Source organism: Acinetobacter sp. SwsAc6 (assembly GCF_013391565.1).
GTDB lineage: Bacteria > Pseudomonadota > Gammaproteobacteria > Pseudomonadales > Moraxellaceae > Acinetobacter > Acinetobacter cumulans.
Map to the genome: position 1 here is coordinate 180,202 of NZ_JACAXE010000003.1, position 26,886 is coordinate 207,087.

The window sequence follows — 26,886 nt, forward strand, 5'->3', positions numbered from 1 at the left end:
TGAGATTAATATTTTTTCAAAGATTAGGCAAAGTGCAGTCATTAGGAGTTGGATTGAATCCGTTCATCATGGAGATGAAATACCAAAAAACCTGCCGATAGAGCAGGTTTTTTTTGTGATTTTAAGTCAGAGACTTAAAGTCGTGGGGGAGAGATTTAGACAAAAGAAGGCAATTGGAATTGATCCAGTAAAGATGGAGCAGTTGTTAAAATCGTACCAGCATCATATAGGCCAGCGGTTACGCCTCCTGCAACAGCACCTACAGCATCTACAGCCAAATTCACCACTGGAATTGGATTGGTTAAATCGGTGATTGGTGCAATGTCATCAAGCAGACTATCGACTGTACCTGAAACCTGTTGAACCAATTCACCAGTAGTGGCAATTGGATTGGTCAGTAAACTGCCAATAAATTGGCCAGCATCTATGCCGCCAATATATTGCCCAGTTTCACCTAATAAGCCTGTTAAGTTAGTACCTGTTTCGCTGACTGCACCGACCACATCACCCAATACTGGAATTTGTGAAGCAAGATCTACCAGTGGATTTAGATCGGCAACTAAATTTGCACCAGAGCCAGCAAGGTCTTGTACAACACCACCCAATGTTCCTGTTGGATTAGATGCAAGATCATTCAGAAGGTCGGTTGGGTTGATATCTGCCACATATTGGCCTGTTTCAGCCACAAAGCCCAAGAGGTTATCTACCGTACCACCAACAGCAGAAACAGCACCTCCTAATACTGGCACTTGACCAAGTACTTCTGTGAGTGGATCGGTTAAGCCAACCACATGATCAGCTAAGCCTGCAACATCTGTAACTGCATTGCCTGCAATACTGGTCACACCATCAAGCAGGTCAATGACACCGCCTTCAAGGTTACCTGTTTTTAGCGTATGTGCAGTTTGGTGTAATTCATGGGTAACTGAATCTAAAATGTTGGTGGTTGTGTCTAAGACTTTATTGACCGTTGTACCTAATATTGGTACATGGCTTAAAGCGCTCGTGAGTGGAGAGAGAACTACGCCCACTGTATCAATGAGCGCGTCGGCTGTATGTACCACAGCATCTAAAATATAGCCCACAGCTTTGGTGAGACCCTGTAATCCCAGTGTTAAAACGCCACTGATTTTGCCCGAAAATAATTTAAACATTTTGGAATTCTCCGTTTTGCATTTCTTGTATTTGAAAGTATGTGAAGAGGTCTTACTATTTATGTTTAACAGACAAACATAGTGTGAACAAAATATAAAAAATGTAGATAATAGTGATATATGTCACTGTTTATGGTTTTTGTGTTAAAAAACAACCAAATATTGTGACAAAAAAGAATTGTGAGAAAATGTAATTATTTTTGATAAAAAACAGAGTCTTAATCGTATCTACTTGATAAGTGTTGGCTATTTACTGTGTAATTTAAAATGAATAATTAATTAATATATTAAGTGAATATTTGATTTTTTATTTATCGCTTATGTGGATTTTTTAATTATAAATATTTGAATTTATATGTTTAAAATAATATTGTCTTAAAACAAAGAACAAAAAATATAAAAAAAGCCAACGTTTTGTTGGCTTTTTTATTGGTAAATGGATTTAGATATTCCATTCCACAAAGTTCTTTAATAATTGTAAACCAGCAGTATGGCTCTTTTCTGGATGGAACTGCGTCGCAAACAAGTTTTCTTGATGGATTGCTGTACAGAATTCTAGGCCATAATCACAAGTTGCAGCTACGAGCGCCGTATCTTTCGGTTCAACATAGAAGCTATGTACGAAGTAGAAACGCGCATCTTGTTCAATGTTATTCCACATTGGATGGCTTGGATCTGCTTGATGAACTTGGTTCCAACCCATGTGCGGTACTTTTAAACCGTCTACATCTGGAAAACGTTTCACTACACCTTCAAAAATACCCAGTGCATCAGCACCGCCATTTTCTTCAGAGTGCTGCATTAAGGCTTGCATACCCACACAAATCGCCAATACAGGCTTGTTGAAGACGGCATTGCGTACCACTTCATCAATGCCAGCTTCGTGCATGCCTTGCATGCAATCGCGCATGGCACCGACACCAGGGAATACAATTTTATCTGCCTGAGCAATCAGCTTAGGGTCATTGGTCACATCAACTGTTGCGCCTACATGCTCTAGTGCTTTGGCTGCAGAGTGAAGATTTCCCATGCCATAGTCAAGAAGGGCAATACGGGTCATTACAAAGTACCTTTGGTTGAAGCAACAGTATTGGCAGCACGTGGATCAATTTCACATGCCATACGAAGTGCACGTGCAAATGCTTTAAATGTACTTTCAATTTGGTGATGGCTGTTTTTGCCTTTCAGGTTGTCGAGGTGAACAGTCATTAGTGAATGGTTCACAAAACCTTGGAAAAATTCAGAGAATAAATCCACATCAAAGCGACCAATCATGGCACGTGTAAATGGAATATCCATAAATAAACCTGGACGGCCAGACAAATCCACTACTGCACGGCTGAGTGATTCATCAAGTGGTGCATAAAAATGACCATAGCGTTTAAGGCCTTTTTTATCACCCAAAGCTTGTGCAAAAGCTTGACCTAAAGTAATACCGCAATCTTCTACAGTATGATGGTCATCAATTTCAAGGTCGCCATCACAATGAATATCAATGTCAAATAAGCCATGTCGCTTGATTTGATCGATCATATGATCTAAAAATGGAATACCAGTGTTGAGTGTGCCTTGACCTGTACCATCGAGGTTCAAACGAACTCGGATTTTAGTTTCGTTAGTGTTTCTTACCACTTCGCTGATACGATCTGTCATAGACACGTTCCTCAAAAACGTCAAAAATGATGTAAAATTTTCGCCTTAATGACGAAGTCAACGATATTAGATTGCTCAGGAGGGTTTATCAATGCCTATTACCGTACATGCCTATACTTCTTTGGAAAATGATGAAGTACGCAGCCAGCTTGAGCGACTGTATGACACCAGCCCAGAATTTAGTGACGGCGCGGATGCCATTGAGCAATTAGAACAGAGTTTAACCCAGTATACCTTAATCTATACGGCGGAATTCAACACCAAACTGATTGGTGCGATCTGGTGTACGGGACAAGGGGAAAGTAAAACCCTTGAAAATATTGTAGTTCATCCAGCCAACCGGGGTCGCGGTGTGGCAGAAAGGCTGGTGAGTGAAGCATGCCGTATGGAAGAAGAAAAAGGTGTCAAAGTATTTGAACCTGGTTGTGGTGCAATTCATCGTTGCTTGGCGCATTTAGACAAGCTGTAAAGGCTTGAATCAAGCATAGTCACATCTTAAGCAGTCTTCGGACTGCTTTTTTATGCCCTATAGATGTTGAGCCCTCTTTAAAAATAAGACCAATGGAGCATAAGCACTTTTGCAGAGTGCTAAGTGCTTATGCTCCATTGCAAAGAAAGAGGGCTAAAAAACTGAGTTTTAAACAAAAAATAATCAATCGATATAAAATATTGCTGTAAAAGTAAACAAACACACAAAAAAGCCATGACGGTGCTTGACGGCATGCTGCTTAAATTGTTTAATACGCGACATCGGCGTGATAGCTCAGTAGGTAGAGCAACGGATTGAAAATCCGTGTGTCCCCAGTTCGATCCTGGGTCTCGCCACCATATTCAAAACTTATTTAAAGTTTCAATCCTTGATCCCATCAAGGATTTTTTTTGCCTAAAATTTATTCACTCAGAAAAAATAATCATAATTTTGATTGACTAATATGATCAGATACGGCTTAATACACCGCATCGGCGTGATAGCTCAGTAGGTAGAGCAACGGATTGAAAATCCGTGTGTCCCCAGTTCGATCCTGGGTCTCGCCACCATATTCAAAAAAGCCTCAAACATTGTTTGGGGCTTTTTTTTGTCTATCATTTTGATTTCTTCTGCCATCCGACCTTCAAAGACGATATTTCATGTTGTTGATACGCGACGAAGACATTCGTGTTTGATGTATATTTTAAAATTTACGTTGTTAGGCTTTTCGCTATTCTGGAATATGTCACCATACTTTAGGCTGTCTAAAGATTGTGCATGATCAGTCACAGGTTAGGGCACCATCGGGCTAAATTTAAGCTATGCATCATCGAGGGGTAAGTTGAGAGATAAAAGATGAAGGATTTATTTTCCGAGAATAGTCAGCTGTATCGGCAGGCACGTCCTAGCTATTCTGCTGAAATTATTGAGCATATTATGCAGTATGTGCCTGAGCATGCTTTGGCATGGGATTGTGGTGCGGGTTCGGGGCAGTTTAGTCGTTACTTAGCGCCGTATTTTCAGCAGGTGTTAGCTACTGATTTGAGTGCAGCACAACTGGCACAGGCACCGCAATTGGCCAATGTGCGCTATTTGCAAGCCAGTGCCGAAGCATCTGGCCTCGCTGAGCAAAGCGTGGATTTAGTCACGGTTGCACAGGCGATTCACTGGTTTGATTTTGATACTTTTTATGCAGAAGTAAAACGCGTACTCAAACCGCATGGCTGTTTAGCGGTCATAGGCTATGCGTTGATAGAGGCCTCAAATGAGCGGCTCAACCATCTGATTCAACAGCTTTATAACCGTACCCTTCATGGCTATTGGGATGCAGAACGGCGTTATATAGATGAATGCTATCAAAGTATTCCATTTCCTTTTGCAGAGCAGCCTGCACCCACACTACAGCTCAATTACAATTGGACAGGCCAACAATTGTTGGACTATTTCCAAACTTGGTCGGGTCTAAAGCATTATGTACAGTCAACAGGACTAAATCCTTTGCTAGAGATGGCTGATTTTTTTCAGCAAGCACCTGCACAGCACTATGAGGTTACGTTTCCTGTACTGCTACGGATTGGAAAATAAGACGATGTGCTTTTGATGAGCCCTTTAATTTAGGTGGACATCAATCAAAGGCTGCAATCGCATTTTGTAGCTGTCTGGGGATTCGCATAGAGACAACCCAATAGATAAAATAAAGTATTGAATTCAAGAATTTTCGCGTTTTGCTTAAGTCGGCTACATTGCTGTAACTGCAACCGTTTATCTGAGTTTCACAGAAAATAAGATGATTTATTGTACAATTTTAAGATGGTTTGAAGAAATTAAATCTTTGAATTTAAAATTTGAGAATTGTCTTATGAATCTTCCAAAACACTATATTTTAATGACAGGTGCGGTACTAAGCTTATGTACGGCACATGCTTTTGCAGCACCACAAGCGAAAGATGAAGCCAGTGAAACTGTACGTTTGCCAGTATTAACAGTCATGGCTGACCGTGAGTTACGCAATGAAACCGTGGTTGAGCCTGCGCAAGAAGAACCTGCAAAACGTAAAGCACTACAGCAACAGGTGATGAAGTTGGAACGCAATGCGCAAAATTATGCGGCGGATCCAACAGTGATTCAAAACCTTGATGTGAAGGCACCAGAGCCAGCGCCTAATTTTTCGGGTGTTTCCCTTGTGATGCAGCAACATATTTTAAATATTGCAGAAGGCTTGAAATCATCAGACCCACGCAATGGCCTTTATATTATGCTTCAGCCTTTTGGCATTGACCGTAATGCCACCAATGTACAAATGGGCCGTGAGCAACTCAATTTAGGCATATTAGAGCGGACATTACCTTAAGTTTGCTTGCCAAAAATCTGTAGGCATCAGTCATCAGCTACAAGTGGTGTGCATAAGGTCGTACATCACTTTACTTTAAATGCAAATGGATTGATGACTACATTAGGTGAAATTATTGGGCGAAATTTTAAAATGAATTCAGTGCGTCCATGCTTAAGATGAGCAAGATGCCAATCCAGCATCCTCAATATTAAGTGCCAATAAGGTTTGAATTTAAAACTAAGCAGAGGTCGTTATTTTTAAATGAATTTAAAAGTAAGGTTGTTGATAAAACTTTGAATTTAAAATTAAACTGAAGCAAAACAAAGCGTACATATTTTAAATTCAAAAGCAAAATAAGATAGAACCATCTGACTTATACACATTAAATTAAAGAATTTATTTTAAATTCAAAGTGGCTGAGTTCAGAGTATTCGGAGCTTTTTATGTCACGTATTCCGCTTATTTTAAGCTTTGCTACAGTGCTGATTTTTGGTGGATTGTTTTATCAATATTATGCGCAAAAACAAGATGAGCAAAATTTGCAAGCCTACCAAGCAGTGCTCTTAGATAAAACCGAACAGATTTTAACGGCAGCCCGACAGGTGGATACGCCTATTCAAGTTGATACTTCTGATGCGCGCCTTTCGGGTGATTATCAAATTATGGCAAGTTTTGTGCTGAATCAAATGATTGGAACAGCAGAGGCGCGAAATCGTTATATACGCGAATTAAAAGCCTTAAATTGGGATCATTTTTTAGATATTGACCGCCTGAGCCGAGATAAAAAACAGCAATATGTAGAAACAGAAAAAATGCTGAAAGATGTACATGCGGTGGTTGATGCTTATGCTGAGCAAACTAAGGAGATGGAGCAACATCGCTTAGAGCAAGCCAAACAATTGGCCGTCAGCAGTCTTCATAGCCATCAACTGGTGCAAAGCTTAAGAGAAAGCCAAAAAAATGATGATGCATCTGCATTGTTTTCACTGGAACAGCAAAGTTTAGCCAAAGCCGATCAAATTTTTGCAGTGCTTAAAAATAACCGTTGGGAAAAGAAAAATAAACTGTTTATGTTTTATGAAGATGCGCCGTTAAAGCAATTTAATGCACTGTATAAAGAGATGTTGGCCTTGAATCAGCAAATGAAACAAGTGAGTCATGCCAATCGTGTAGAACTGGAAAATAGTCTATAAGCGGTAGGATCTTGGTGTACTGTCATTCAAATATTACGATGAATAGGGTCAGTCATTTTTCAATGATTGAACTCAAAAAAAAGGATGCTATGAGAGGCATCCTTTTTTGCTCTAACTAAGCAATAAGCAACAATGACTTATTTTTTAAACCAAGAGAAGAAACCTTTTTTCTCTTCAGTTTGTGCTTTTGCAGCTTGTGCTTTTTTCTCTGCGCATTTTTTTGCACATTCTTTTTTCGCTTCAGCTTTTACTGTTTCTGCTGGTTTTTCTGCAGCATTTTTGATTTCTGTTGCTTTAGCAACAGTTGCTTCTTTAGTTGCAACAGCAGCATTCACTTTTGCATCTTTGTTTGCAACTGCTTGAGCTACCGCAGCTTCTTTTTGCGCTACTGCAGTTTCTTTTGTTGCTGTTGCTTTAGCTACGGCAGCTTCTTTTTTTACAACGGCATTATTAACAGTCGCTTCTTTAGTCGCTACAGCTTTAGCTACGGTTGCATCTTTGGCTGCTACAGTTGTTTTAACAGTTGCGTCTTTAGCTGCAACAACAGACTTAACAGTCGCATCTTTGGCTGCAACAGTATTGGTTTTTACAGCAGTCGCAGTTTTGATTGCATCTGCTTTAGCTGTAGCAAGAAAGCCTTGTTCAGCAGCCATAGCTGATGCAGATGTTGCGATAATTGCTGTAATAAGCGTAGTTTTAATAAAGTTCATGATCATTTCCCAACAAAAAAAGCCTTAAAGGAGCAAAGGCTGTGGAATCTTACGCTTTGTTGAAATGACTTGGGGTATAAGTTTTTATAAGTGTATGAAAAAGATACTAAAATTACAAACGAATAACATTTGAAAGACTGTATATTTATAGTGAGGTATTTTGGCGTGAATTATAAAATTGTTTTGGCTGATGTTGAATGTTATAGAGTAGAAAAATGATTGGTCATAGCGTGTTGAATATGGGCAACGCTTAATTTTGAAATTTGTATAGAAACTAAACATTAAAAAATGTGCATGATCCGTGGCATTCTGATGCAGAATGATTAAGCGGTATTTCGCTCCTTAAAATCAGCGCTTAGGATGAGTACTCCAATAATAAAACGAGTATGGATGACATGAGTATTGCAAAAGTTATAGAAGTGAACTCGAGTAGCACCAAAAGTTTTGAGGATGCGATTCAATCGGGAATTACCAAGGTCTCTGAAACGGTAAAAAATATTCAAGGTGCTTGGATTAACGAACAAAAGGTTGTGGTGAAGGACAATAAAATTAGTGAGTATCGAGTCAATTTAAAGATTAGTTTTGTGGTGGATTGAATAAATAAAAGGCCCGCGTTCAGCGGGTTTTTTTGTACATGACTTAAAGTCAATGAAGATGAAAAGTAAGTTGATTAGTATTTTTGACCTTTATGAGTGGTCGATTTATTAATCTTTATTTGTGTTTTAAGTGTTATTTATCTTTTTGATTTGTAATGGTAAAGTATTTAAAATGGTTGACTATAATTTATATAAGAAACTGCTTCAATGAGTGAAATAGAAACAAACGGTTATTTAGTCTGTAGCAAATGCAATTCAACAAATAGGGTTGTTGAAATTGGTCGCCAAGGTATTTATAAGTGCGGAACTTGTAGGAATGACTTATTGGTTATTAATAAGGAAAAAAAGGGTTCGAAAATAATACCTCTTTTAGTCATTTCAATTTTTGTCGGAGTTGTAGGTGGGTTAGGTATTAATCAAATACATGAGAAACTCAAGCCTACTGAGATTATTTATTCAGAATTAAATACGAGTTGGTCAGATTGGCAAATTGAAGCTTTTGATAGGAATTGTAAGGCAAAGTTTTCACAGTTAAAACCAAATTGGTCATCAGAAAAAATTGCTAAAACATGTACGTGTTATGTTAGTTATATAGTGGAAAAAACTGATTTTCCAAAATCAGGAAAATTGAGTCGTGTTATAGCGAATGAGGGTATTCGAGAATGTCGTTAAATGATAATCAGCATTTATCAAGATTCTTAGAGTTATTAGAAACTTGTTATGATGGTAAGTTGAAAGCGTTTAGTGATGAATTTTCAAACTTTGATGATACTTTTTATGAAAAATTAAAAAAAGAAGTACAGCGTGCAAAAGTTGGTACTATTTCTTTAAAAAAAGAAGATACTTTCAAAAAATATAATTTTTTTCTGGAGTATAAACTTTGGGAAAAAAATAATACTGATATGAAAAAGAAGAAATTTGGCTTAAACATTGATGGATTAATTAAAAGTATATGTAAATAAGGAAGGGGGCTTTTTGCTCCCTTCCTTATTTAGTTATTTGCATGCTCCAGGAACACGACAAGCACAACTTGATGGGGCATGACAAGCATGATCATCTCCACATCTTGCGGCTATTGTGAAATCTGGATATGGACCAAACCACATTTCATACAACTCCTTAGTTCTTTTAAATGTGTTTTCTAAATTTTGTTGATCTAATTCATCATGGATTCCAAAATATGGGTAATGGTGCAGGTAAGTGCCAAAAACCCTTAAACTATCCATATGATAACTGCGTGTATCTAAAATGTGAGCATGCCAAAATTCATCTACGAGTTTATTAGGAACTAGAGTTTCTTTAGGGTAAAAGTATTTTAGGGTTAAAAATCTTTTGTACTCTTGTTCAGCAAATTGAAATACATCTTTGGACATTACTGCTTCTTTACCAGATGTGAGTTTAAATTTTAATTTTTCAAAATTTAGAGCTGCAATTGAAGCAGGCAAAATTGTGCATTTTAAAGCTGAATTTTTTGTGAAGTTAACTGCTAAATTTGTCATGATTTTTCCTTCCGTTATTAAAGTGTTTTATGTAGTCGGTGTGTCTACGAAAGGAATAATGACATTTCGAATGTGCATAAAAAGGGACAAATTAGGGACAAAAAACCCCGCACTAAGCGGGGTTTCTGTTTATCTCAGTATTTAATTAAACATTAAACACGTTCGATAATCGTCGCGATACCTTGGCCAAGACCAATACACATCGTCGCAAGACCGATTTGTGTATCTTGTTGTTCCATAACGTTCAACAACGTTGTTGTGATACGCGCACCAGAACAACCCAATGGGTGACCCAATGCAATTGCGCCACCATTTAAGTTAATGATGTCTTGCTTTTCATATACACCCAAGCCTTTCATTACAGAAAGACCTTGAGCAGCAAACGCTTCATTCAACTCGATTGTTTGAATGTCCGCCATGCTTAAGCCAGCACGTTTCAGCGCTTTTTGCGTTGCAGGAACAGGGCCGTAACCCATGATTGCAGCATCACAACCTGCAACCGCCATAGAGCGAATTACAGCACGTGGCTTAAGACCTAAAGCTTGAGCACGTTCAGCAGACATCAATAACATTGCAGAAGCACCATCAGACAATGCTGAAGATGTTGCAGCAGTTACAGAACCGCCTTTCGGGTCAAATACAGGACGTAAAGCTTGGAACGCTTCAAGGTTAGCATCAGGACGAATCACTTCATCGATGTCGCAAAGTTGTTTGAAGCCATTTGCATCGTGACCTTCAACGCCCACGATTTCATTTTTGAAACGACCTTCTTGTGTTGCAGCCCAAGCGCGACGGTGAGATTCAACACCAAACGCATCTTGTTCTTCACGTGTAATGCCGTTCATACGACCTAACATTTCAGCGGTTAAGCCCATCATGTTAGATGCTTTAGCATAATGCTTAGATGCTTCAGGGTTAATGTCGATACCGTGCATCATGCCCACGTGGCCCATGTGCTCAACACCACCAATGATGAATACATCACCTTGGCCAGTCATAATTTGAGCAGCAGCCGTGTGGATTGCTTGCATAGAAGAACCGCAAAGACGGTTAACCGTTTGACCTGCAACAGTGCGTGGTAAATCAGCCAATAACGCAATGTTACGACCAATGTTCATACCTTGCTCAAGCGTCTGGTTAACACAGCCCCAGATCACGTCTTCAACTTCGTTAGTATCAAACTGGTTACGAGCAACTAAAGCACGTACAAGTTCAGCAGATAAGCTGTCTGCACGTACATTACGGAACATCCCGTTTTTGGTTTTACCCATTGCTGAACGTACACCATCAACGATGACAACGTCACGCGGATTTAAAGTAGCCATTCACGTTGCTCCTTAACCGTAGAATTTTTTGTTGTTAGCAGCCATGTCACGCAACATTTGTGGCGCTTCATAAGCTTTACCTAAGTGCGCGTATTTGTCGCAAAGCGCTACGTATTCAGCTACACCAGTTTGGTCGATGTAACGGCATGGGCCGCCACGGAATGGAGGGAAACCTACACCCATGATCATCGCCATGTCAGCTTCAGACGCAGTTGCTACGATGTTGTCTTCTAGGCAGCGAACAGTTTCGTTGCAGAAAGTCAGCATCATGCGGTCAATAATTTCTTGAGCGTCAAATTCGCGTTTCTCAGCAGTTGCAACAGATGCAACAAGCTCATAAGCAGTTGGATCAACCACTTTGGCTTTTTTGCCTTTACGGTCAAGTTCGTACTTGTAGAAACCAACGTCGTTCTTTTGACCCAAACGTTTTGCTTCGTACATGGTTTGAATTGAACCTTTGAAGTCTGGCTTCATACGGTCAGGGAAACCTTCAGCCATTACTTCTGCACCGTGAACGCCAGTGTCGATACCAACAACGTCCATCAAGTAAGCAGGGCCCATTGGCCAGCCGAATTTTTCCATCACTTTGTCGATTTGCTGGAAGTCAGCACCATCTTTAAGCAGAAGGTCGAACGCGCCGAAGTAAGGGAACAATACACGGTTTACAAGGAAGCCCGGGCAGTCGTTTACAACGATTGGAGTTTTACCCATTTTTTGAGCAAGAACCACAGTTGTCGCGATTGCCTCGCTTGATGTTTTCTCACCGCGGATCACTTCTACCAATGGCATCATGTGAACTGGGTTAAAGAAGTGCATGCCTACGAAGTTTTCAGGACGTTGTAGGTTTTCAGCCAAGCGAGTGATAGAAATCGTAGATGTGTTAGAAGCAATGATCGTGTTTTCACGAACATTTTTCTCAGTTTCAGCAAGTACGATACCCTTAACTTTCGGGTTTTCCGTTACTGCTTCAATCACGATGTCCACTTCTTTGAATTCGTCATAGCTTAATGTAGGACGAATGCGAGCAAGTGTTTCACCCATTTGCGCAGGTTTCATTTTCTTGCGTTCAACTTGTTTTGTTAACAAGCCATTCGCTTCTTTCATACCTAAAGCAAGTTGTGGGTTACCAATGTCTTTCATGATGATTGGTGTGCCTTTGCTTGCCGCTTGGTAAGCAATACCACCACCCATGATACCAGCGCCAAGTACAGCTGCTTGGTTTACAGGGTGCGCACCTTTTTCATATTTTTTCGATGTTTTCTTCACAACTTGGTCGTTGATGAATAAACCAATCAACGCGCCAGCTTGTGGAGTAACAGCGGCTTTAGCAAAGCCTTGCGCTTCAATTTTTAGCGCTTCATTACGTGGAAGGCTTGCACCTGCTTGTAATGAGTCTAAAAGTAGTTTTGGCGCAGGGTATTGAGCAGGATTGGCTTTTGCAAGTACAGCACCTTTTGCTGTATTGAATGCCATCATTTGCTCAAGCATGTTGAGTTTAACTGGATCAAGTTTTTCTTGACGTTTTGCTTTCCAGTCTACACGGCCAGCAAGTGCTTGCTTCACAAGATCAATTGCAGCGTCTTGTAGTTTGTCCGCAGCCACAACCGCATCTACAGCACCGTCTTTAAGCGCAGCAGCAGGTTTCTTAGGCGCAGCCATTGCCATCCATTCAACCGCGTTGTCGATACCGATTACACGGCTTAAACGAACAGTACCACCAAAACCAGGGTAGATACCAAGTTTGATTTCTGGAAGGCCAACTTGTGCAGCTTCAGACATGACACGGTAGTCACACACGAGGCACATTTCAAAACCGCCACCTAAAGCCATGCCATTAATAGCAGCAACTTTAGGAACGTCTAAATCTTCAAATGCATTGAAAATATCGTGAACAGGCAGTGCCCAGTCCACAATGGCTTGTTCGCCTTGAGCGAAGTTTGCACCAAACTCAGTGATGTCAGCACCAACAATAAATGTTGATTTGCCTGAAGTGACGATTAAACCTTTAACGTCTGCGTTTGCTTTAACAGCGTCAATCGCAGCTTTGAAATCTTCAATCGTTGCGCGGTTAAATTTGTTGACCGACTCACCTTGTAAGTCAAAGCGGAATTCTGCGATTCCGTCCGAAAGCATTTGGACGGTAATGGCATTGCCAGCGTGGATCATGCCTGATCTCCTTTATTTTGGAGGACTTCTAAGTTGATGTTGTGAAGCGTGAGCGCCATTCCTGCGCACATTTCTGCTTCGCCAATCTTACGATAACTATATCCAAAAAGAACATAACAAGTTGTATCAAGCCGTGACGCAAGGGTCATCAAATTTTTTAGTCTTTAAACTTGCATCCCGTGTGTTTAAGGCTTAATTCAGCAGGTCATGATGCGAAGAAACTTTTGTTTCGACTCATATTTTTAGTTTTATCACGCTTATGTATATGAGGAATTAGTCTAATTTTTCAAGAGAATAAACAGTGTCGGTCGAGTCAAAAAGGTCAATTGGCTCATTTTTTGTGATGCTGTCGACAGTGTGGCAAAGAGAATTACATCGCCAGCATAGGGTTTTAAGTTCAGGGCTACACTTAAGTTTCCCATCATTTTGATTTTTTCATTTTGTCTTTTGTATAGAATGCAATAAAGAAGGGGGAATTCAACGATGCAGACACAGACATTTCATTCAAAAGTCGATTGGTGGGTATGGGGCTTTGTTATTGCTATGAGTGGTTTGTTGCTACAGTTACTCCTCAATATGTTGGCCAAAGGCAGTCTGCAACAGAATTGGTTATTTGCTACAGTTTATGCGCTCACGATTGTGGTGTTGTGGTGGCCCTTGTGGAGTACACGTTATCAGCTCCAAGCCAAAGAATTGGTGGTGAAATGCATGTTTTTGACATGGCATATCCCTTTAGAAAGCATACAGCATGTCAAAGACACTGACTTTTCAACAGTTGCACCTGCATTGTCTTTTCAGCGCCTACGTATTGATTATGCTCAAGAGGGCAAGCAAAAATTTATTTTAATCTCGCCACGTAAAATCGCCTTATTTAAAGCCAGTTTGGGGGCTAAGCTTGAATAGATGTTTCTTCTGAGCTACTTGAAGTGTTTTGCTGTGTTGCTATACACAGCACGCCTTGGTGCATATCTAGGGTTAAGTCCATGTGCTCGGGGTGATTTAAAAAATACACTGCCAAAATAGGCTCAAGCTCTGTACGCATTTTACGTCCTAAATGGCGTGCACCATAACGAATGTCATGCCCTTGATAAAAATGCGCTTTGGCTGCATCTGTTAAGTTCACGCGACGTTTTTGATGTTGTAAGCGTAGATTTAATTTTTCCAGTTCAATATCGACCAGTTTGGGTAAAGCATCATCTTGTACAGGTAAATAGTGCAAGCTACGATCAATACGGTTTAAAAATTCTGGATCAAACTTACGTTGCATGACTTTTTCAATGATGGTTTGTGTCGGCACACGTTTGAGGCAAATGTCCTGCATTTTTTTAGGTAAAAAATTCAGCTTATCTAAATATTGCTGTGCGGCTTGAGCACCCACATTACTGGTCATAAAGATCATGCAGTTACGAAAATCAATGGTTTTTGTTCCAGCTGTTAGCGTTAAACGGCCTGTATCCAGTACGTTCATGAGCCCGCGGATCACTTCATTTGAGGCTTTTTCCAATTCATCAAACAGGATAATGCCTGGGCGGGTATGGCTGCCCGCAATTGCCGTTTCATCAAATAAGCTATGGCCTTCTTTAGAGCCGACATAACCCGGAGGCGCGCCAGTTAACGCAGCTGCGTAGTGTTCTTGCGCTAAAGTGTTCATATCAATGCGGCAAAAGGCATCTGGGCGGCCGTAAATAGCTTCGGCAATGAGACGAACGGTTTCGGTTTTACCCACACCAGTCGGGCCGAGCATTAAGGTGACTGCTAAAGGACGGTCTGGGCTGGAGAAATCCGCTTTAACCACATGCAACATTTTTTCAATTTCATTTAATGCGGCATCCTGCCCAATAATGCGTTCGCGCAACTTTTGCATGACCACTTGAGGCTCAAAATGAAAACGTGGTTTGCCAATCAAGCGGTTTTTTTCTGAAGCGCTGTGTGTAGAGAGTGTGGGGTGCACAGCATGGAATACATGATTGGCATTGCTCATTCGGAAGAATCCTTCGGTCAGTCATGCAAGGGAGCATAGCAAATTTCAGTTTTTGCACTGATAGTTTTTAGCAATCAGATGATTGTTGAAAACATAGAAATAACTGGCTTTTATTGTGTTGGTGTGTGAAATTTAGCCAAAGTTTAATAATTAAAAATAAAAGGATACGGTATAGCGCCATGAAAAAAACAATAACGTCTGCCATTTTTGCCCTCATGTTGGCTTCATGCGGCGGTAATGATCAAGATCAAGAGACTGTGATTCCTGAGAACTTATATGCCATTGATGGTTATACGGGAGCTTATGATATAGATGATCTTATAATGTTCACCTCTATTTATACGAATGGCAAAACATATAGTTTTGATGAAAATAAAAATTTATATATTAATTACAGTGATTTACCGATTTTTAAGACTGAAGTATTAAGGCAAATCATTACGCCGGATTATTTCTTATCAGAAAAATCGGTATATTTAGAACAACATAAATATTGGGTGGGCTCGAGCGCAAGTTTTAAGAATGATGAATTAACTTATAGCTTGAGCACGGATAGGCGAAACCCTCCTTTAATCATGTCTTGGAAATATAAAAAAATAGATGTATCTGGAAGGATGATTAGAGAGGATTCCAGCAACCCTTTGCATTATATCCAATGGGACAGTGTTGCCCAAGTTATTGCTATGGTTTTGGGGATGCCTTCTGTGGCAAATAATGTTTTTCCGCAAGGTTCAGAATGTTGGCAAAAACAGTCGGCTTCAAGCAGCTAAGAGTATATTGAATTTTATCCTGAACAGATTGCTCCCCATGTGGAGGATACACAGGACGTCGTTCGGAGCGGTGTGTGGAATAATGTCACATGGATTGAGTTTCAACGCCAAGAGGGTGAGAGTGCATTGGCGAATATCAAACTTGAAATAGAGGGAGATATATATTGGGGTTTCTATCATTTTAAAAATGAAAGTTTGATACAAGTGCCAGATCAGCTTGCTTGTGATTTTATGAATGAAACGGCATTTAATGCGGCGATGTCCAAATTGGATAAATTAAATGAAGTTTTTGCAAAAGAGGGTATAGATTATTCAATGGAGCTTATATGGCGACCTATTTATTTAAAAGGAAGTCAAATGAACCCTGCTTAGCCAGATGATATAACTGAGCCAGATATAGTCGAAGAAACTTCGAATAATTAAAAAATGGGTCGATCCATTCAGTTGAAATTTGGAATTTGAGCTATATTTTAATTGTGCAAATCCATTTTTAAACAGGATGCCTGTGAACGAAAACGCGCGTGAAAATATCGAAACGATTTTAGCCAATATGACCACTTTGCCCGGCGTGTATCGTATGTTGGGTAAAGATGGCGAGTTGCTGTATGTCGGTAAGGCTAAAAATCTAAAAAACCGCGTATCGAGCTACTTTGTCAAAACTATTGAGCACCCGAAAACACAGGCTTTGGTCGCACGGATTTATGATATTGAAACGCTGGTGGTTCGGTCGGAAACCGAGGCGTTATTACTCGAGCAAAATCTGATTAAGCTCCATCGTCCGCCGTATAACATTATGCTGCGTGATGATAAATCCTATGTGTATATTTTTATTTCCAGTGATAAGCCATACCCGCGTATTGCCTCAGGTCGTGGCAAAGGCAAACATCAAACAGGCAAGTTTTTTGGCCCTTATCCGAGTGCCTACAATGCCCGCGATACGCTGGTGGTATTGCAGAAACTATTTAATGTGCGCCAGTGTGAAAATAGCTATTTTTCACAACGTAAGCGACCTTGTTTGCAATACCAAATTAAACGCTGTTCTGCGCCATGTGTAGGCCTAATTTCCCCTGAAGATTATAAAGAAGACGTCAATAACTCGATTCGTTTCTTGCAAGGTGACACCAAAGAACTGAATCAGGAGCTGATTCAAAAAATGGAAACAGCTGCTGAAGCGCTAGAGTTTGAAAAGGCAGTGTTCTACCGTGACCGTATGGCCTTGCTACGAGATGTGCTGTCGCAGCAAGCGATTTATAAAGTGAAGGGCGAAGCGGATATATTGGCGATTGTCTACCATGCTGGTGTCACTTGCGTGCAGATCATGCATGTGCGCAACGGTAAAATGCTGGGCGGTAAGAGCTATTTCCCCGACATGTTGGGCGATGATTTGGCGCAAATGCTGTCTGATTTTATGGCCAACTTTTATTTTCAAGTGGCAGATGAAGTGCCGACTGAGCTGATTGTGAGTGTTGAACCTGCCAACCGTAAAGAGTTGGAAGAGGCACTACAACAGCAATTTGAGCAAAAAATTCATATTAAGCACAATGTACGTGAAACCCGAGCTGAATGGCTCGAACTGGCGCAAATGAATGTACAGCATGCGATTAAAGGCAAGCTGGCGAATCATTTTGAGCTCAATGAGCGTTTCCATCAGTTAGAACAGGTGGTAGGGCGTCCGATCGATCGCATCGAATGTTTTGATATTTCTCATACCATGGGGGAGGAGACCGTGGCCTCCTGTGTGGTCTTTGATTCAGGTGGCGCACGTAAGCGCGATTATCGTCAGTTTTCTATAAACGATATTACTGAAGGCGATGATTATGCTGCCATGCGTCAGGCACTGACCCGACGCTATAAAAAAGCCATGTTACCCGATTTACTGTTGATTGATGGGGGTAAAGGGCAATTACACATGGCGATGGAAGTCATGCAGGAGCTTGAGCTCGATGCTTTTATGGTGGGTGTCTCTAAAGGAGAGGGGCGTAAGCCCGGCTTAGAAACCCTGCATTTTACCGATGGCACCAAAATTCAATTGCCCGAAGACCATAAAGCGCTACATTTAATTCAGCAGGTACGTGATGAGGCACATCGTTTTGCGATTACCAAGCATCGCGCCAAACGCGATAAAAAACGGAGTTCATCGGTACTTGAGGCAATTCCTGGCTTAGGACCAAAACGTCGCCGTGACTTGCTCACGCATTTTGGAGGCATTCAAGGCGTGTTAAAAGCTTCTGAAAATGATCTAAAACTGGTGCCTGGTTTGGGGGATGTGATGGCGCGAGCAATTTATAAAATATTGCATGAGGCACTTTAGATTCTGCTGTTTGAATGGCTGAGATAACAAATGAAATGACATAGTCTTGGCCAAAGTGCTCAATGACGCATGGGTCAATGATCATTCACATCAGTTCAAACTTGCATAACTATACAGACTAAGTGCTTTAGAAAGGATGCCCCATGTCGTTAACGCAAATGTACGCACAAATTGATCAATCTGAATGGGTTGATATACCAGAAGGATGGTTACAGGGACGGACCATTTATGGTGGATTGGTTGCAAGTATACTGATGCATAAAGCCATTGCGACCATTGCAGATGAAAGTAAAGGCTTATTGAGTGCCAGTGTTACTTTTGTGGGGCCAGTGCAATTGGCCAAAGTAAAGTTAAGCGCAGAAATCTTGCGACAAGGCAAGTCGGTGACCACCATTGAAGTGCGTCTATGGCAAGATGACGCCGTACAAACAATTTTGCTTGCGAGTTTTGGTGTGCTACGTGATTCAAGCATAGTCGTTCATCATGAAGAGCCTGCGCCAGAGTATCCTGCAGTTGAACAGCTTCAAATTGCACAGCATCATCCGCTGGCACCTGAATGCTTTAAACAAATGCAAATGATTTGGGCAGAAGGGCAATATCCATGTACTGCAAGCCCGAAGCCAGACTTTGGTGGCTGGTTTCGCTTTGATCCTACATTGCATGAAAATCGAGCATTACAAACGGCGGATTTGATGGCTGGGTTTGATATGTGGCCACCTGGTGTGTTGCCAATGTTTAAGACTATGGCGCCAGCCAGCTCACTTACATGGCAATTGACCTGTGTGCATCCATTGCAGTCAAATCTGCATGATTGGTTGAAATATAAAGTCTTTACAGACTATGCTGCACATGGTTATGCCACAGAACAGGCGCAGCTTTGGGACAGTGCTGGCCGTCTGATTGCAATCTCGCGACAGGTGGTGACGGTCTTTGCCTAGTGACACTGTTGGGCATTTCGTATAAAGTGAACGCTATTAATAATGATGGATAAATCCTCAGAAAATTGTGCATTTACATCGTGCATGACGGGGTAAACACTGGCGGTGTCTATGGCAGCAGGTCGAATCCTGAATATTCCAAATATTTTAACTTTAGCGCGAATTGGGCTAATTCCAGTCTTTCTTGCGGTAGCGTATTGGCCACCAGCAATGGGCGTAGAAGGCCATGATGCAAGTATGTCGCGTCATATTTTGTTGACGGGTATTTTTGTTGTCGCTGCAGTAACCGATTGGTTTGATGGTTATTTGGCGCGTACTTTGAATCAGACATCGGCATTTGGTCGCTTTCTAGATCCTGTTGCAGATAAGTTGATGGTGGCCGCCGCGCTAATTGTTTTAGTGCAATGGCAACCTACTATTTCCATGGCTTTTGCTGCAATTGTGATTATCTCACGCGAAATTACCGTGTCGGCTTTACGTGAGTGGATGGCCGAGTTAGGTGCACGTACCAGTGTGGCTGTATCTACGGTGGGTAAGTATAAAACTGCTTTTCAAATGATTGCGATTACCGTGTTTTTATTAAACTGGCAACCGCTTGAAATGTTGGGTTATGGCTTGTTATATATGGCTGTGATCTTAACTTTATGGTCGATGTTTATTTATTTGAAAGCTGCATGGCCGTATCTAAAGCAACCGTGATTGAACACAAGATTTAAAAATAAATAAAGCTCCTCAATGAGGGGCTTTTTTGTTTTAGGGCACTCTTGGTTGGATCTGGTTGGATCTGGTTGGATCGGGCATAGTGTAGATTATGCAAAAAGCAGATAAAAAAATTCCCAGACTTTGGGGGAAGACTGGGAATAAAAATCGGGGATATTTGTGGTTATAGAAAAAGAGTTTGTCTCTCTATCCTTAAGTGCCATTATAGGCACTCACCTGATAGGAATCATGTGGCTTCTTGTAGTGTAATGTTGAGTTTTATGTGGGTTGTGTATCTGCATGTTTACATTAAATTATTTTGATACAAAGCCGCGTGCTTGAAGTATTTCTGGTGTATGAATAATTGTTGTTCATTTTGTTTTTATTTCAGGCTTTATTTTAAGCGTTGGTAGATGAACGCTTTGCTCGCTCAGGTGTTGGTCCGTGGTAAAGCAATTTTATAAATAAAAAAAGGGGTCTTTGCGGACTCCTTTTTTGACATTTGAAACTACGCGCTTCGTTTGTCTTACGTAATTTTTAGAGCATTAAAAAAAGAATCCCCAAAATTGGAGATTCTTTTTGAATTAAAGCCTACGCGGACTTCGTCCTTGTCTTGCGTAAAAAAGAAAAGCAGTGCTTTAATTTTTCCACTCGAAGCATGGCTTCTCGTCTTGTGGCGTGGCGGAGCATTAAAAAAGGAGCCTTCGCGGACTCCTTTTTGACATTTGAAACTACGCGCTTCGCTTGTCTTGCAGAAAAATAAGGCAATGCCTTATTTTTCTTCAGGCTTCAGCCCTTCGGCTTTTTCAAGTGATTCATCATTGCTGAAGAATTTTTCGCGCTGTTCTTCAAGGAACTTTTTCGCATCTGGTTCAAACACATTTAAACGCTTTTCATTGATGAGCGTTGTTTGGTGTTTTAACCATTCGCCCCATGCCTGTTTAGACACGGTGTCAAAAAGTTCTTGGCCTTTTGCACCTGGGAAAGGTGCGAAGTCTAAGCCTTCCATTTCAGCCTGATATTTACGGCAAAAAATTTGTCGAGACATATCAATACTCCAAAGTTTATATAAGGCGATTAAGCGTAAAGTGCTTCTAAACGTGTGTAAGCACGTGCAATAGCCGCTTCAACTTGTGCAGGCGCCGTACCACCAATATGGTTACGCGCATTCACAGAAGCTTCAAGCGTTAATGCTTTTTCAAATACGTCTGCTTGAATCAAATCTGAGAACTGTTGTAATTGCTCAAGTGTTAATTCAGACAAGTCTTTGCTTTCTTGCACGCCAAGCGCAACCGCTTTACCCACAATTTCATGTGCGTCACGGAATGCTACGCCGTTTTTCACGAGGTAGTCTGCAAGATCTGTCGCTGTAGAGAAACCACGAAGGGCAGCTTCACGCATGATTTCAATGTTTGGAACCAATGCAGGAATCATGTCAGCAAATGCCATGAGTGAACCACGAACCGTATCGATTGCATCAAATAATGGTTCTTTGTCTTCTTGGTTGTCTTTGTTGTATGCCAATGGTTGGCCTTTCATCAGCGTTAATAAGCTCATGAGGTCGCCATATACACGGCCAGTTTTACCACGAATGAGTTCAGGTACATCCGGGTTTTTCTTCTGCGGCATGATTGATGAACCTGTGCAGAAGCGGTCTGGAATATTCACAAATTTAAATTGTGCAGATGTCCAAAGGATCATTTCTTCTGACATACGAGATAAATGCATCATGATGAGTGATGCAGTAGCATTAAATTCAATGCCAAAGTCACGGTCAGATACAGCATCGAGTGAGTTTTCAGCAACAGCTTCAAAGCCTAGAAGCTCAGCTGTATATGCACGGTCGATTGGGTAGGTTGTACCTGCAAGAGCCGCTGAGCCCAATGGCATACGGTTAGTACGTTTACGGCAGTCAATTAAGCGCTCAGAGTCACGTACTAACATTTCAAACCACGCCATTAAGTGGTGACCAAAAGTCACTGGCTGTGCAGTTTGTAAGTGTGTAAAGCCCGGCATAATCGTGTTGGTGTTTTTAGCGGCTAAGCCCAAAATACCTTTTTGCAATTTTTGCAATAATTCTAAAATAGCATCAATTTCATCACGCACATATAAGCGGATGTCTGTTGCCACTTGGTCGTTACGGCTACGACCCGTATGTAATTTTTTGCCTGTGATGCCAATACGCTGAGTCAAACGTGACTCAATGTTCATGTGCACATCTTCTAGGTCAATGCGCCACTCGAAGTTGCCAGCTTCAATATCTGCTTTAATTGCAGTTAAGCCCGTGATGATGTCATCACGTTCTTGTTCTGTTAAAACGCCAACTTTTGCAAGCATAGTTGCATGGGCAATAGAGCCTGCAATATCTTGTTTATAAAAGCGTTGGTCAAATTGAACAGATGCTGTAAATTCAGCTACAAAAGCATCGGTTGCTTCAGCGAAACGGCCGCCCCACATACCCGAAGTTTGGGCTTGTGACGGATTAGAGGAATTAGAAGATGTGGTCATGTCGGCTCAATAAGATAAAAAGCGGTAGAACTAAAAAGAGTATAGCAAATTCAACGCCCATTGCCGAAGCTGACCTGCAAACTTTTCGTGAGCGGTCAAGAACCACGACCTTAAGTTACTTCGCAACGCGTTTTGGTCGAGGGAAGTATTTACTGGAATTGTTGTGGGCGGGCAATATTTTGGCCTTGGTATTGGCCTTGGCACAGGCCAGAGCTTGGGAGAATTTGAGCTTTACCCATACCATGCAATATGTACTATTTATTAATTGGATTTTATTGGCTTTTGCTGCTTTAACAGAATATTTTGAGGCGAGGTTGTCGCCATTAAAACTACAATTTAAGTTGTTTTTGGGCTTTTTACTGCTACAAGTCTTGGTGTTGTTGACGACCTTGAGTATCAATAGCCTAATCTATTTTGGTGAAAACCTGAGTCTGGCTGGCTTGAGTGCAATGCATGTGTGGGATGGTGTGTTGATGCATTTAAGTTTTGGTGTGCTTTTAGGAACGATTTGTTTTCGTTATATTTATTTAAGAGAACTTTGGGCGCGTAAACAAAACAGTGAGTTGAATGCGCGAATTCAGGCGATGCAAGCGCGTATTCATCCACATTTTTTATTTAATAGTCTGAACAGCGTCATTAGCTTAATTGCGATTGATCCCGATAAAGCTGAACAAATGTTGTTGAATTTATCGCGCTTATTTCGGGCCAGTTTTCAAGAACTCAAATTGGTGAGCCTAAAAGACGAGGTAGAGTTGTGTCAGCGTTATTTGGCCATTGAACAAATTCGCTTAGGTGAGCGTTTGAGTGTGGAATGGAAACTGGTAAATCCAGAAATGTACGATCGCGTACAAATTCCACTGCTAACTTTACAACCTTTAGTGGAAAATAGTATTTTTCATGGAGTTGAAAAAATTCTAACAAAGAGTACGATAAGCATATTGATTGAAATTTCGCAAAATCAAGTCAATATCGTCATTACTAATCCTTTTGTTCAGGATAAAATAAAGTTACGCCAAGGACATGGTATTGCAGTTGAAAATGTACATCAGCGCTTAAAGGCCTATTATGGACCGCAAGTGACATTTCAAACGTATGCAGGAAAAGAAATGTTTACAACCGTTGTACAATATCAATATAAGTAAAAAACAGCACCGCGCACTTATAAAAATAAATAAAGTGAACTGTGTAAGGAGGAGAAATGGACATCCTGATATGTGATGATGAGTCTCTGGCAGTAGAGCGATTATCACGTTTGGTCACACAGATGGGACATCAAGTTGTGGCAACAGCATCGCATGGTCAACAGGCGATTGATTTGGCACAAAGCCTAGAACCCGATGTCATCTTATTAGATATTCAAATGCCTGAAATGGATGGTTTGGTTTGCGCACAACATTTACGTGAGCTGGATCCAATGCCAGCCATTGTATTTTGTACGGCCTATGATCACCATGCACTGGATGCATTTAAATCCAATGCCGAGGGATATTTGCTTAAACCCGTGATGCAACAGGAATTGCAACAAGTTTTAGATCATCTCGTTAAACTCACTCAAGCTCAAATGAGCGGTATAAAACAAAAAGAAAATATGGAAGAACTTAAAATCAGCCGTCATCAGATTGCGGCAAAGACTTATCGTGGTATGGAATTGGTGCCTGTAGAAAATATTTACTATTTTTTGGCGGATCAAAAATATGTCACGGTAAGACATAAAAATGGCAGTGTTTTGATTGATGAAACACTGAAGGATTTAGAACTCGAATTTGGGGACCAATTCATTAGAATCCATCGTAATGCTTTGGTGTCAGTGAGTTATTTAGATGGCTTAGAAGTGGTAAGTTCGGGGCAATATCAAGTACGTTGTCGTGAACTGGAAGAGCGCTTGGCCGTGAGTCGCCGACATTTACCCAGTTTAAGAGAGCGCATACAAAAACTATAATCTTTAATCGCGTATTTGTGCCTTAAAGATATTGCATTTCAATGTAAGACAGTTAAGTTTAGAATGTGTTCATATTGACTGTTATTTGAATGTTATGAAAACCCTGAAGATTGCAACACGACAAAGCCCGCTTGCACTTTGGCAAGCGGAGCACATTAAAGCTCGTCTCGAAGCCCTGCACCAAGGTTTGCAGGTGGAGTTGGTTACATTTGTAACTCAGGGTGACAAAATTTTAGACACACCCTTGGCTAAAATTGGTGGTAAAGGTTTATTTGTTAAAGAACTTGAAGCCGCTTTATTAGATGGTCGTGCAGATTTAGCCGTACACTCCATGAAGGATGTGCCAATGGCATTACCTGAGGGTTTAACGCTGGCAGTAATTTGTGAGCGTGAAGATCCGCTCGATGCTTTTGTCTCAAATACTTATGCAAGCTTTGCAGACTTGCCTCAGGGCGCTAAGGTGGGCACATCAAGCTTGCGCCGTAAATGTCAGATTTTAAAAAGCCGTCCAGACCTCGAAATTATTGATTTGCGTGGCAATGTGGGCACACGTTTATCTAAACTTGATGCAGGGCTATATGATGCGATTATTTTGGCCAGCGCAGGTTTAAAACGCCTTGGTTTGGCTGATCGCATTCGTCATAGCTTAGACGCTGACTTAAGTTTGCCTGCTGTGGGTCAAGGTGCATTGGGCCTAGAATGCCGTGAAGCAGACAGCACAGTATTGGATTATATCTTGCCTTTAATGCATGACGAAACCAATGCCTGCGTACGTGCGGAACGCGCTTTTAATGCCTATTTGGAAGGTGGTTGTCAGGTGCCAATCGCAGGTTATGCGACCTTGCAACAGAATGGATTGCACATTGAAGGGCGTGTCGGTAGTGTTGATGGCTTAACGCTACTACAAGCAACTCAACAAGGCGCAACGACGGATGCAGAAGCACTAGGTGTGGCCTTAGCCAAAGATTTGCTGGAGCAAGGTGCTGGCGATTTATTGAAAGCCTTGTACTAAGCACGTTTTATCCTTCACGCCATGTTGTTTATTAACACTCGACCCGCAGGTCGCGCTCAGCAGCTGACATCAGCATTACAAGCTGAGGGATTGACTGTATTAGAACTTCCTCTGCTAGCACTTGAGGCGATGCCGTGGTCTGAATCACTTGCGACTTTATTTGCCCAAATAAACGAAGTGCAGGTGATTGTTGTGGTGAGTCCAGCAGCGGTGGAATTTGGCATGCAGGCCTTGGCTCAAGCTGGTGGCAAGCCTGAAGATTTACACAATATTCAGTGGATTGCGGTCGGGCAAGCGACAGCACAAGCACTATTGCAATATGGCTTCGAAAGCCAAGTGCCCGAAGTTGAAACCTCGGAAGGCATGCTACGTTTACCTGTGCTACAACGACTCGGTCGAACGGCGCGGATTGCGTTTTGGCGTGGAGAAGGTGGCCGTCAATTTATGATGGATACTTTAGCTACACAAGGGATTCAAGTTCTCAATTTTGTGTTGTATCGACGCTATTGCCCAACCTCTACAGAGCAAAGCTTGCAAGAAAATTTGGTGTTCATTCGTGAGGCTTCGCTTTGTGTATTACTGGTGAGTAGTGAGGCCAGTTGGCGTAATTGGCTACGATTAGCACAGCACTATTCGCTTGGACAGATCTCAATATATTGTTTTGTTCTGGCTGAGCGAGTGACTCATCTGGTCGAGCAATCTTGTCATGAGCATCAATTGGGGTATCAGGTGATACAGCTCGAAGATTTAAAACTGGATACTATTTTAAAACAGCTTCATGCTGTGCAAGGGAATACATGAAGAAACTGTCTATCTTGTTGGTGGTTGTACTGGCATTATGGTTGCTGAAGTTAAGTTATGACGTTTACCTGTTGCAAGGGCAGCAGCAACAGGCGCAACAGCATCAAAGCCAATTAGAACAACGCAATGCCAGCTTAAATGATCAAATGGCGGCATTAAAACGACAAATAGGCGAGCCATTGACCACAAATGTTGCTCCAAGTGCACAAGTCGATCCGATTCCAGTTGAGCAGATGGCGCCAAGCAAGCTCATTGCAATGCAGTTGGATTACATTGAGTTTGCCTTACAGCAACAACAATATACTTTGGCTTTAGATAAGCTGATGAAATTGGATCAGAACTTAGAAAGCTATACTTTGGCACCTGCTTTGAAAGTCAGTTTGCATCAGGTGATTGAAAAAGATCGGGGCAATATTGTGCAATTTGTACATGCACGGAATGCACAAAACCAAAAGACGGTGAATCTGCTCCAGCAATTGGATGCGGAATTGGCTAAAGAAATCCAAAAACAACATATTGGTTTGCCAGAACAACAAGATCAGTCATTTTTAAAGCGTTGGATTCAAATTGAATCTGTCGATCGACCAAGTGCGGTTTTAATGCAACGTTCATTGGTTTTAAAAGAAGCCCAATTGCGCTTATTAAATGCACAGCAACTTTTACAGAAAGGGCAATATCAAGCCTTTCAAATTGAGTTGACATCGATTGAAAAGAGTTTAAAACAACTTCCAGATATCAACACCCAGCATTTTATTCAGCGTATACATCAACTAAAACAATCCCCTGTATTTACTGCACCTGTATTAAATACACGAACTTTAATCGGATAA

At 41.2% G+C, this 26,886-nt stretch carries 28 protein-coding genes and 2 tRNA genes; 20 read left to right on the forward strand and 10 right to left on the reverse strand.

Features of this window, described 5'->3' with window-relative positions; translation table 11 throughout:
* Positions 1 to 155: 155 nt before the first annotated feature.
* The 3 genes from HYG93_RS03480 to hisB form a co-directional block, all read right to left on the reverse strand.
* Complete coding sequence (locus HYG93_RS03480; RefSeq protein WP_106984262.1) at positions 156 to 1,154, reverse strand: hypothetical protein; 999 nt, start codon at positions 1,152 to 1,154, stop codon at positions 156 to 158.
* A gap of 442 nt (positions 1,155 to 1,596) precedes the next feature.
* The gene (gene hisH / locus HYG93_RS03485; protein WP_106984263.1) at positions 1,597 to 2,214 is read right to left on the reverse strand and encodes an imidazole glycerol phosphate synthase subunit HisH; all 618 of its coding nucleotides are present in this window, start codon (positions 2,212 to 2,214) and stop codon (positions 1,597 to 1,599) included.
* Positions 2,214 to 2,807: an imidazoleglycerol-phosphate dehydratase HisB gene (gene hisB, locus HYG93_RS03490; RefSeq protein ID WP_106984264.1), complete on the reverse strand. Its 594-nt coding sequence runs from the start codon at positions 2,805 to 2,807 to the stop codon at positions 2,214 to 2,216. Before hisB ends, hisH begins: the two co-directional genes overlap by 1 nt.
* A gap of 91 nt (positions 2,808 to 2,898) precedes the next feature.
* On the opposite strand from hisB, the gene HYG93_RS03495 reads away from it, so the two are divergent.
* The 6 genes from HYG93_RS03495 (at position 2,899) to HYG93_RS03520 (ending at position 6,801) form a co-directional block, all read left to right on the forward strand.
* Entirely contained in the window at positions 2,899 to 3,276 is a 378-nt protein-coding gene (locus tag HYG93_RS03495; RefSeq protein ID WP_106984265.1) for a GNAT family N-acetyltransferase, read from the forward strand.
* A gap of 283 nt (positions 3,277 to 3,559) precedes the next feature.
* A tRNA-Phe gene (locus HYG93_RS03500) sits at positions 3,560 to 3,635 on the forward strand.
* 134 nt (positions 3,636 to 3,769) lie between these two features.
* Positions 3,770 to 3,845: transfer RNA gene (locus tag HYG93_RS03505), tRNA-Phe, on the forward strand.
* 286 nt (positions 3,846 to 4,131) lie between these two features.
* Positions 4,132 to 4,860 carry a class I SAM-dependent methyltransferase gene (locus HYG93_RS03510; RefSeq protein ID WP_117006623.1) on the forward strand — a complete coding sequence of 243 codons (729 nt, stop codon included), beginning with the start codon at positions 4,132 to 4,134 and terminating at the stop codon, positions 4,858 to 4,860.
* Positions 4,861 to 5,134: 274 nt separating this feature from the next.
* A complete protein-coding gene (locus tag HYG93_RS03515) occupies positions 5,135 to 5,626 on the forward strand; it encodes a hypothetical protein (protein ID WP_171406351.1) in 492 nt (163 codons plus the stop codon).
* A gap of 425 nt (positions 5,627 to 6,051) precedes the next feature.
* Positions 6,052 to 6,801, forward strand: a complete 750-nt coding sequence (locus HYG93_RS03520; RefSeq protein ID WP_178961863.1) for a hypothetical protein — start codon at positions 6,052 to 6,054, stop codon at positions 6,799 to 6,801.
* Between the two features lie 137 nt (positions 6,802 to 6,938).
* Here the strand turns inward: HYG93_RS03520 and HYG93_RS03525 are convergent, their stop codons facing one another.
* On the reverse strand, positions 6,939 to 7,511 hold the full coding sequence (locus HYG93_RS03525; protein ID WP_120366033.1) for a hypothetical protein: 573 nt from the start codon (positions 7,509 to 7,511) through the stop codon (positions 6,939 to 6,941).
* 395 nt (positions 7,512 to 7,906) lie between these two features.
* Between HYG93_RS03525 and HYG93_RS03530 the strand changes: the two genes are divergently transcribed.
* The 3 genes from HYG93_RS03530 to HYG93_RS03540 all read left to right on the forward strand — a co-directional run bounded on the left by HYG93_RS03530 (position 7,907) and on the right by HYG93_RS03540 (position 9,069).
* Positions 7,907 to 8,107: a dodecin family protein gene (locus tag HYG93_RS03530; protein WP_106984307.1), complete on the forward strand. Its 201-nt coding sequence runs from the start codon at positions 7,907 to 7,909 to the stop codon at positions 8,105 to 8,107.
* Positions 8,108 to 8,314: 207 nt separating this feature from the next.
* On the forward strand, positions 8,315 to 8,779 hold the full coding sequence (locus tag HYG93_RS03535; RefSeq protein WP_120366021.1) for a hypothetical protein: 465 nt from the start codon (positions 8,315 to 8,317) through the stop codon (positions 8,777 to 8,779).
* Complete coding sequence (locus tag HYG93_RS03540; protein ID WP_120366022.1) at positions 8,770 to 9,069, forward strand: hypothetical protein; 300 nt, start codon at positions 8,770 to 8,772, stop codon at positions 9,067 to 9,069. Before HYG93_RS03535 ends, HYG93_RS03540 begins: the two co-directional genes overlap by 10 nt.
* A 33-nt stretch (positions 9,070 to 9,102) precedes the next feature.
* Here HYG93_RS03540 and HYG93_RS03545 read toward each other — a convergent pair whose 3' ends face one another.
* From HYG93_RS03545 to fadB, 3 genes are all read right to left on the reverse strand, one after another.
* Positions 9,103 to 9,606 (reverse strand): hypothetical protein, encoded by a 504-nt coding sequence (locus tag HYG93_RS03545; protein WP_120366023.1) that lies wholly within the window; start codon positions 9,604 to 9,606, stop codon positions 9,103 to 9,105.
* Between the two features lie 152 nt (positions 9,607 to 9,758).
* The gene (gene fadA / locus HYG93_RS03550; RefSeq protein WP_106984271.1) at positions 9,759 to 10,931 is read right to left on the reverse strand and encodes an acetyl-CoA C-acyltransferase FadA; all 1,173 of its coding nucleotides are present in this window, start codon (positions 10,929 to 10,931) and stop codon (positions 9,759 to 9,761) included.
* Between the two features lie 12 nt (positions 10,932 to 10,943).
* Complete coding sequence (gene fadB / locus HYG93_RS03555) at positions 10,944 to 13,097, reverse strand: fatty acid oxidation complex subunit alpha FadB (RefSeq protein WP_120364687.1); 2,154 nt, start codon at positions 13,095 to 13,097, stop codon at positions 10,944 to 10,946.
* A 483-nt stretch (positions 13,098 to 13,580) separates the two neighbouring features.
* On the opposite strand from fadB, the gene HYG93_RS03560 reads away from it, so the two are divergent.
* Positions 13,581 to 14,000, forward strand: a complete 420-nt coding sequence (locus tag HYG93_RS03560; RefSeq protein ID WP_106984273.1) for a PH domain-containing protein — start codon at positions 13,581 to 13,583, stop codon at positions 13,998 to 14,000.
* Here HYG93_RS03560 and HYG93_RS03565 read toward each other — a convergent pair.
* Positions 13,987 to 15,078: an AAA family ATPase gene (locus HYG93_RS03565; RefSeq protein ID WP_120364688.1), complete on the reverse strand. Its 1,092-nt coding sequence runs from the start codon at positions 15,076 to 15,078 to the stop codon at positions 13,987 to 13,989. The genes HYG93_RS03560 and HYG93_RS03565 overlap by 14 nt on opposite strands.
* 179 nt (positions 15,079 to 15,257) lie before the next feature.
* Here HYG93_RS03565 and HYG93_RS03570 point away from each other — a divergent pair, with 179 nt between their 5' ends.
* The 5 genes from HYG93_RS03570 (at position 15,258) to pgsA (ending at position 19,796) form a co-directional block, all read left to right on the forward strand.
* Complete coding sequence (locus HYG93_RS03570; RefSeq protein ID WP_120364689.1) at positions 15,258 to 15,848, forward strand: hypothetical protein; 591 nt, start codon at positions 15,258 to 15,260, stop codon at positions 15,846 to 15,848.
* Positions 15,849 to 15,920: 72 nt separating this feature from the next.
* A complete protein-coding gene (locus HYG93_RS03575) occupies positions 15,921 to 16,220 on the forward strand; it encodes a hypothetical protein (protein WP_147396028.1) in 300 nt (99 codons plus the stop codon).
* 133 nt (positions 16,221 to 16,353) lie between these two features.
* Positions 16,354 to 18,159: an excinuclease ABC subunit UvrC gene (gene uvrC, locus HYG93_RS03580; RefSeq protein WP_178961865.1), complete on the forward strand. Its 1,806-nt coding sequence runs from the start codon at positions 16,354 to 16,356 to the stop codon at positions 18,157 to 18,159.
* A 143-nt stretch (positions 18,160 to 18,302) separates the two neighbouring features.
* Complete coding sequence (locus tag HYG93_RS03585) at positions 18,303 to 19,097, forward strand: thioesterase family protein (protein WP_120366025.1); 795 nt, start codon at positions 18,303 to 18,305, stop codon at positions 19,095 to 19,097.
* Between the two features lie 111 nt (positions 19,098 to 19,208).
* Positions 19,209 to 19,796: a CDP-diacylglycerol--glycerol-3-phosphate 3-phosphatidyltransferase gene (pgsA, locus tag HYG93_RS03590; protein ID WP_106984277.1), complete on the forward strand. Its 588-nt coding sequence runs from the start codon at positions 19,209 to 19,211 to the stop codon at positions 19,794 to 19,796.
* A 772-nt stretch (positions 19,797 to 20,568) separates the two neighbouring features.
* On the opposite strand, the gene HYG93_RS03595 is transcribed toward pgsA, so the two are convergent.
* Together HYG93_RS03595 and argH are read right to left on the reverse strand one after the other, a co-directional pair.
* On the reverse strand, positions 20,569 to 20,844 hold the full coding sequence (locus tag HYG93_RS03595; RefSeq protein WP_106984278.1) for an oxidative damage protection protein: 276 nt from the start codon (positions 20,842 to 20,844) through the stop codon (positions 20,569 to 20,571).
* Positions 20,845 to 20,873: 29 nt separating this feature from the next.
* A complete protein-coding gene (gene argH, locus HYG93_RS03600; RefSeq protein WP_106984279.1) occupies positions 20,874 to 22,304 on the reverse strand; it encodes an argininosuccinate lyase in 1,431 nt (476 codons plus the stop codon).
* On the opposite strand from argH, the gene HYG93_RS03605 reads away from it, so the two are divergent.
* From HYG93_RS03605 to HYG93_RS03625, 5 genes are all read left to right on the forward strand, one after another.
* Positions 22,295 to 23,446, forward strand: a complete 1,152-nt coding sequence (locus HYG93_RS03605; protein WP_106984280.1) for a sensor histidine kinase — start codon at positions 22,295 to 22,297, stop codon at positions 23,444 to 23,446. The two genes, argH and HYG93_RS03605, sit on opposite strands and share 10 nt — an antisense overlap.
* A gap of 56 nt (positions 23,447 to 23,502) precedes the next feature.
* A complete protein-coding gene (locus HYG93_RS03610; RefSeq protein ID WP_106984281.1) occupies positions 23,503 to 24,243 on the forward strand; it encodes a LytTR family DNA-binding domain-containing protein in 741 nt (246 codons plus the stop codon).
* Positions 24,244 to 24,337: 94 nt separating this feature from the next.
* A complete protein-coding gene (gene hemC, locus HYG93_RS03615) occupies positions 24,338 to 25,255 on the forward strand; it encodes a hydroxymethylbilane synthase (RefSeq protein WP_121594600.1) in 918 nt (305 codons plus the stop codon).
* Between the two features lie 21 nt (positions 25,256 to 25,276).
* Positions 25,277 to 26,056 (forward strand): uroporphyrinogen-III synthase, encoded by a 780-nt coding sequence (locus HYG93_RS03620; protein WP_178961867.1) that lies wholly within the window; start codon positions 25,277 to 25,279, stop codon positions 26,054 to 26,056.
* Positions 26,053 to 26,886 (forward strand): hypothetical protein, encoded by an 834-nt coding sequence (locus HYG93_RS03625; RefSeq protein ID WP_106984284.1) that lies wholly within the window; start codon positions 26,053 to 26,055, stop codon positions 26,884 to 26,886. The genes HYG93_RS03620 and HYG93_RS03625 overlap by 4 nt, the downstream gene beginning before the upstream one ends.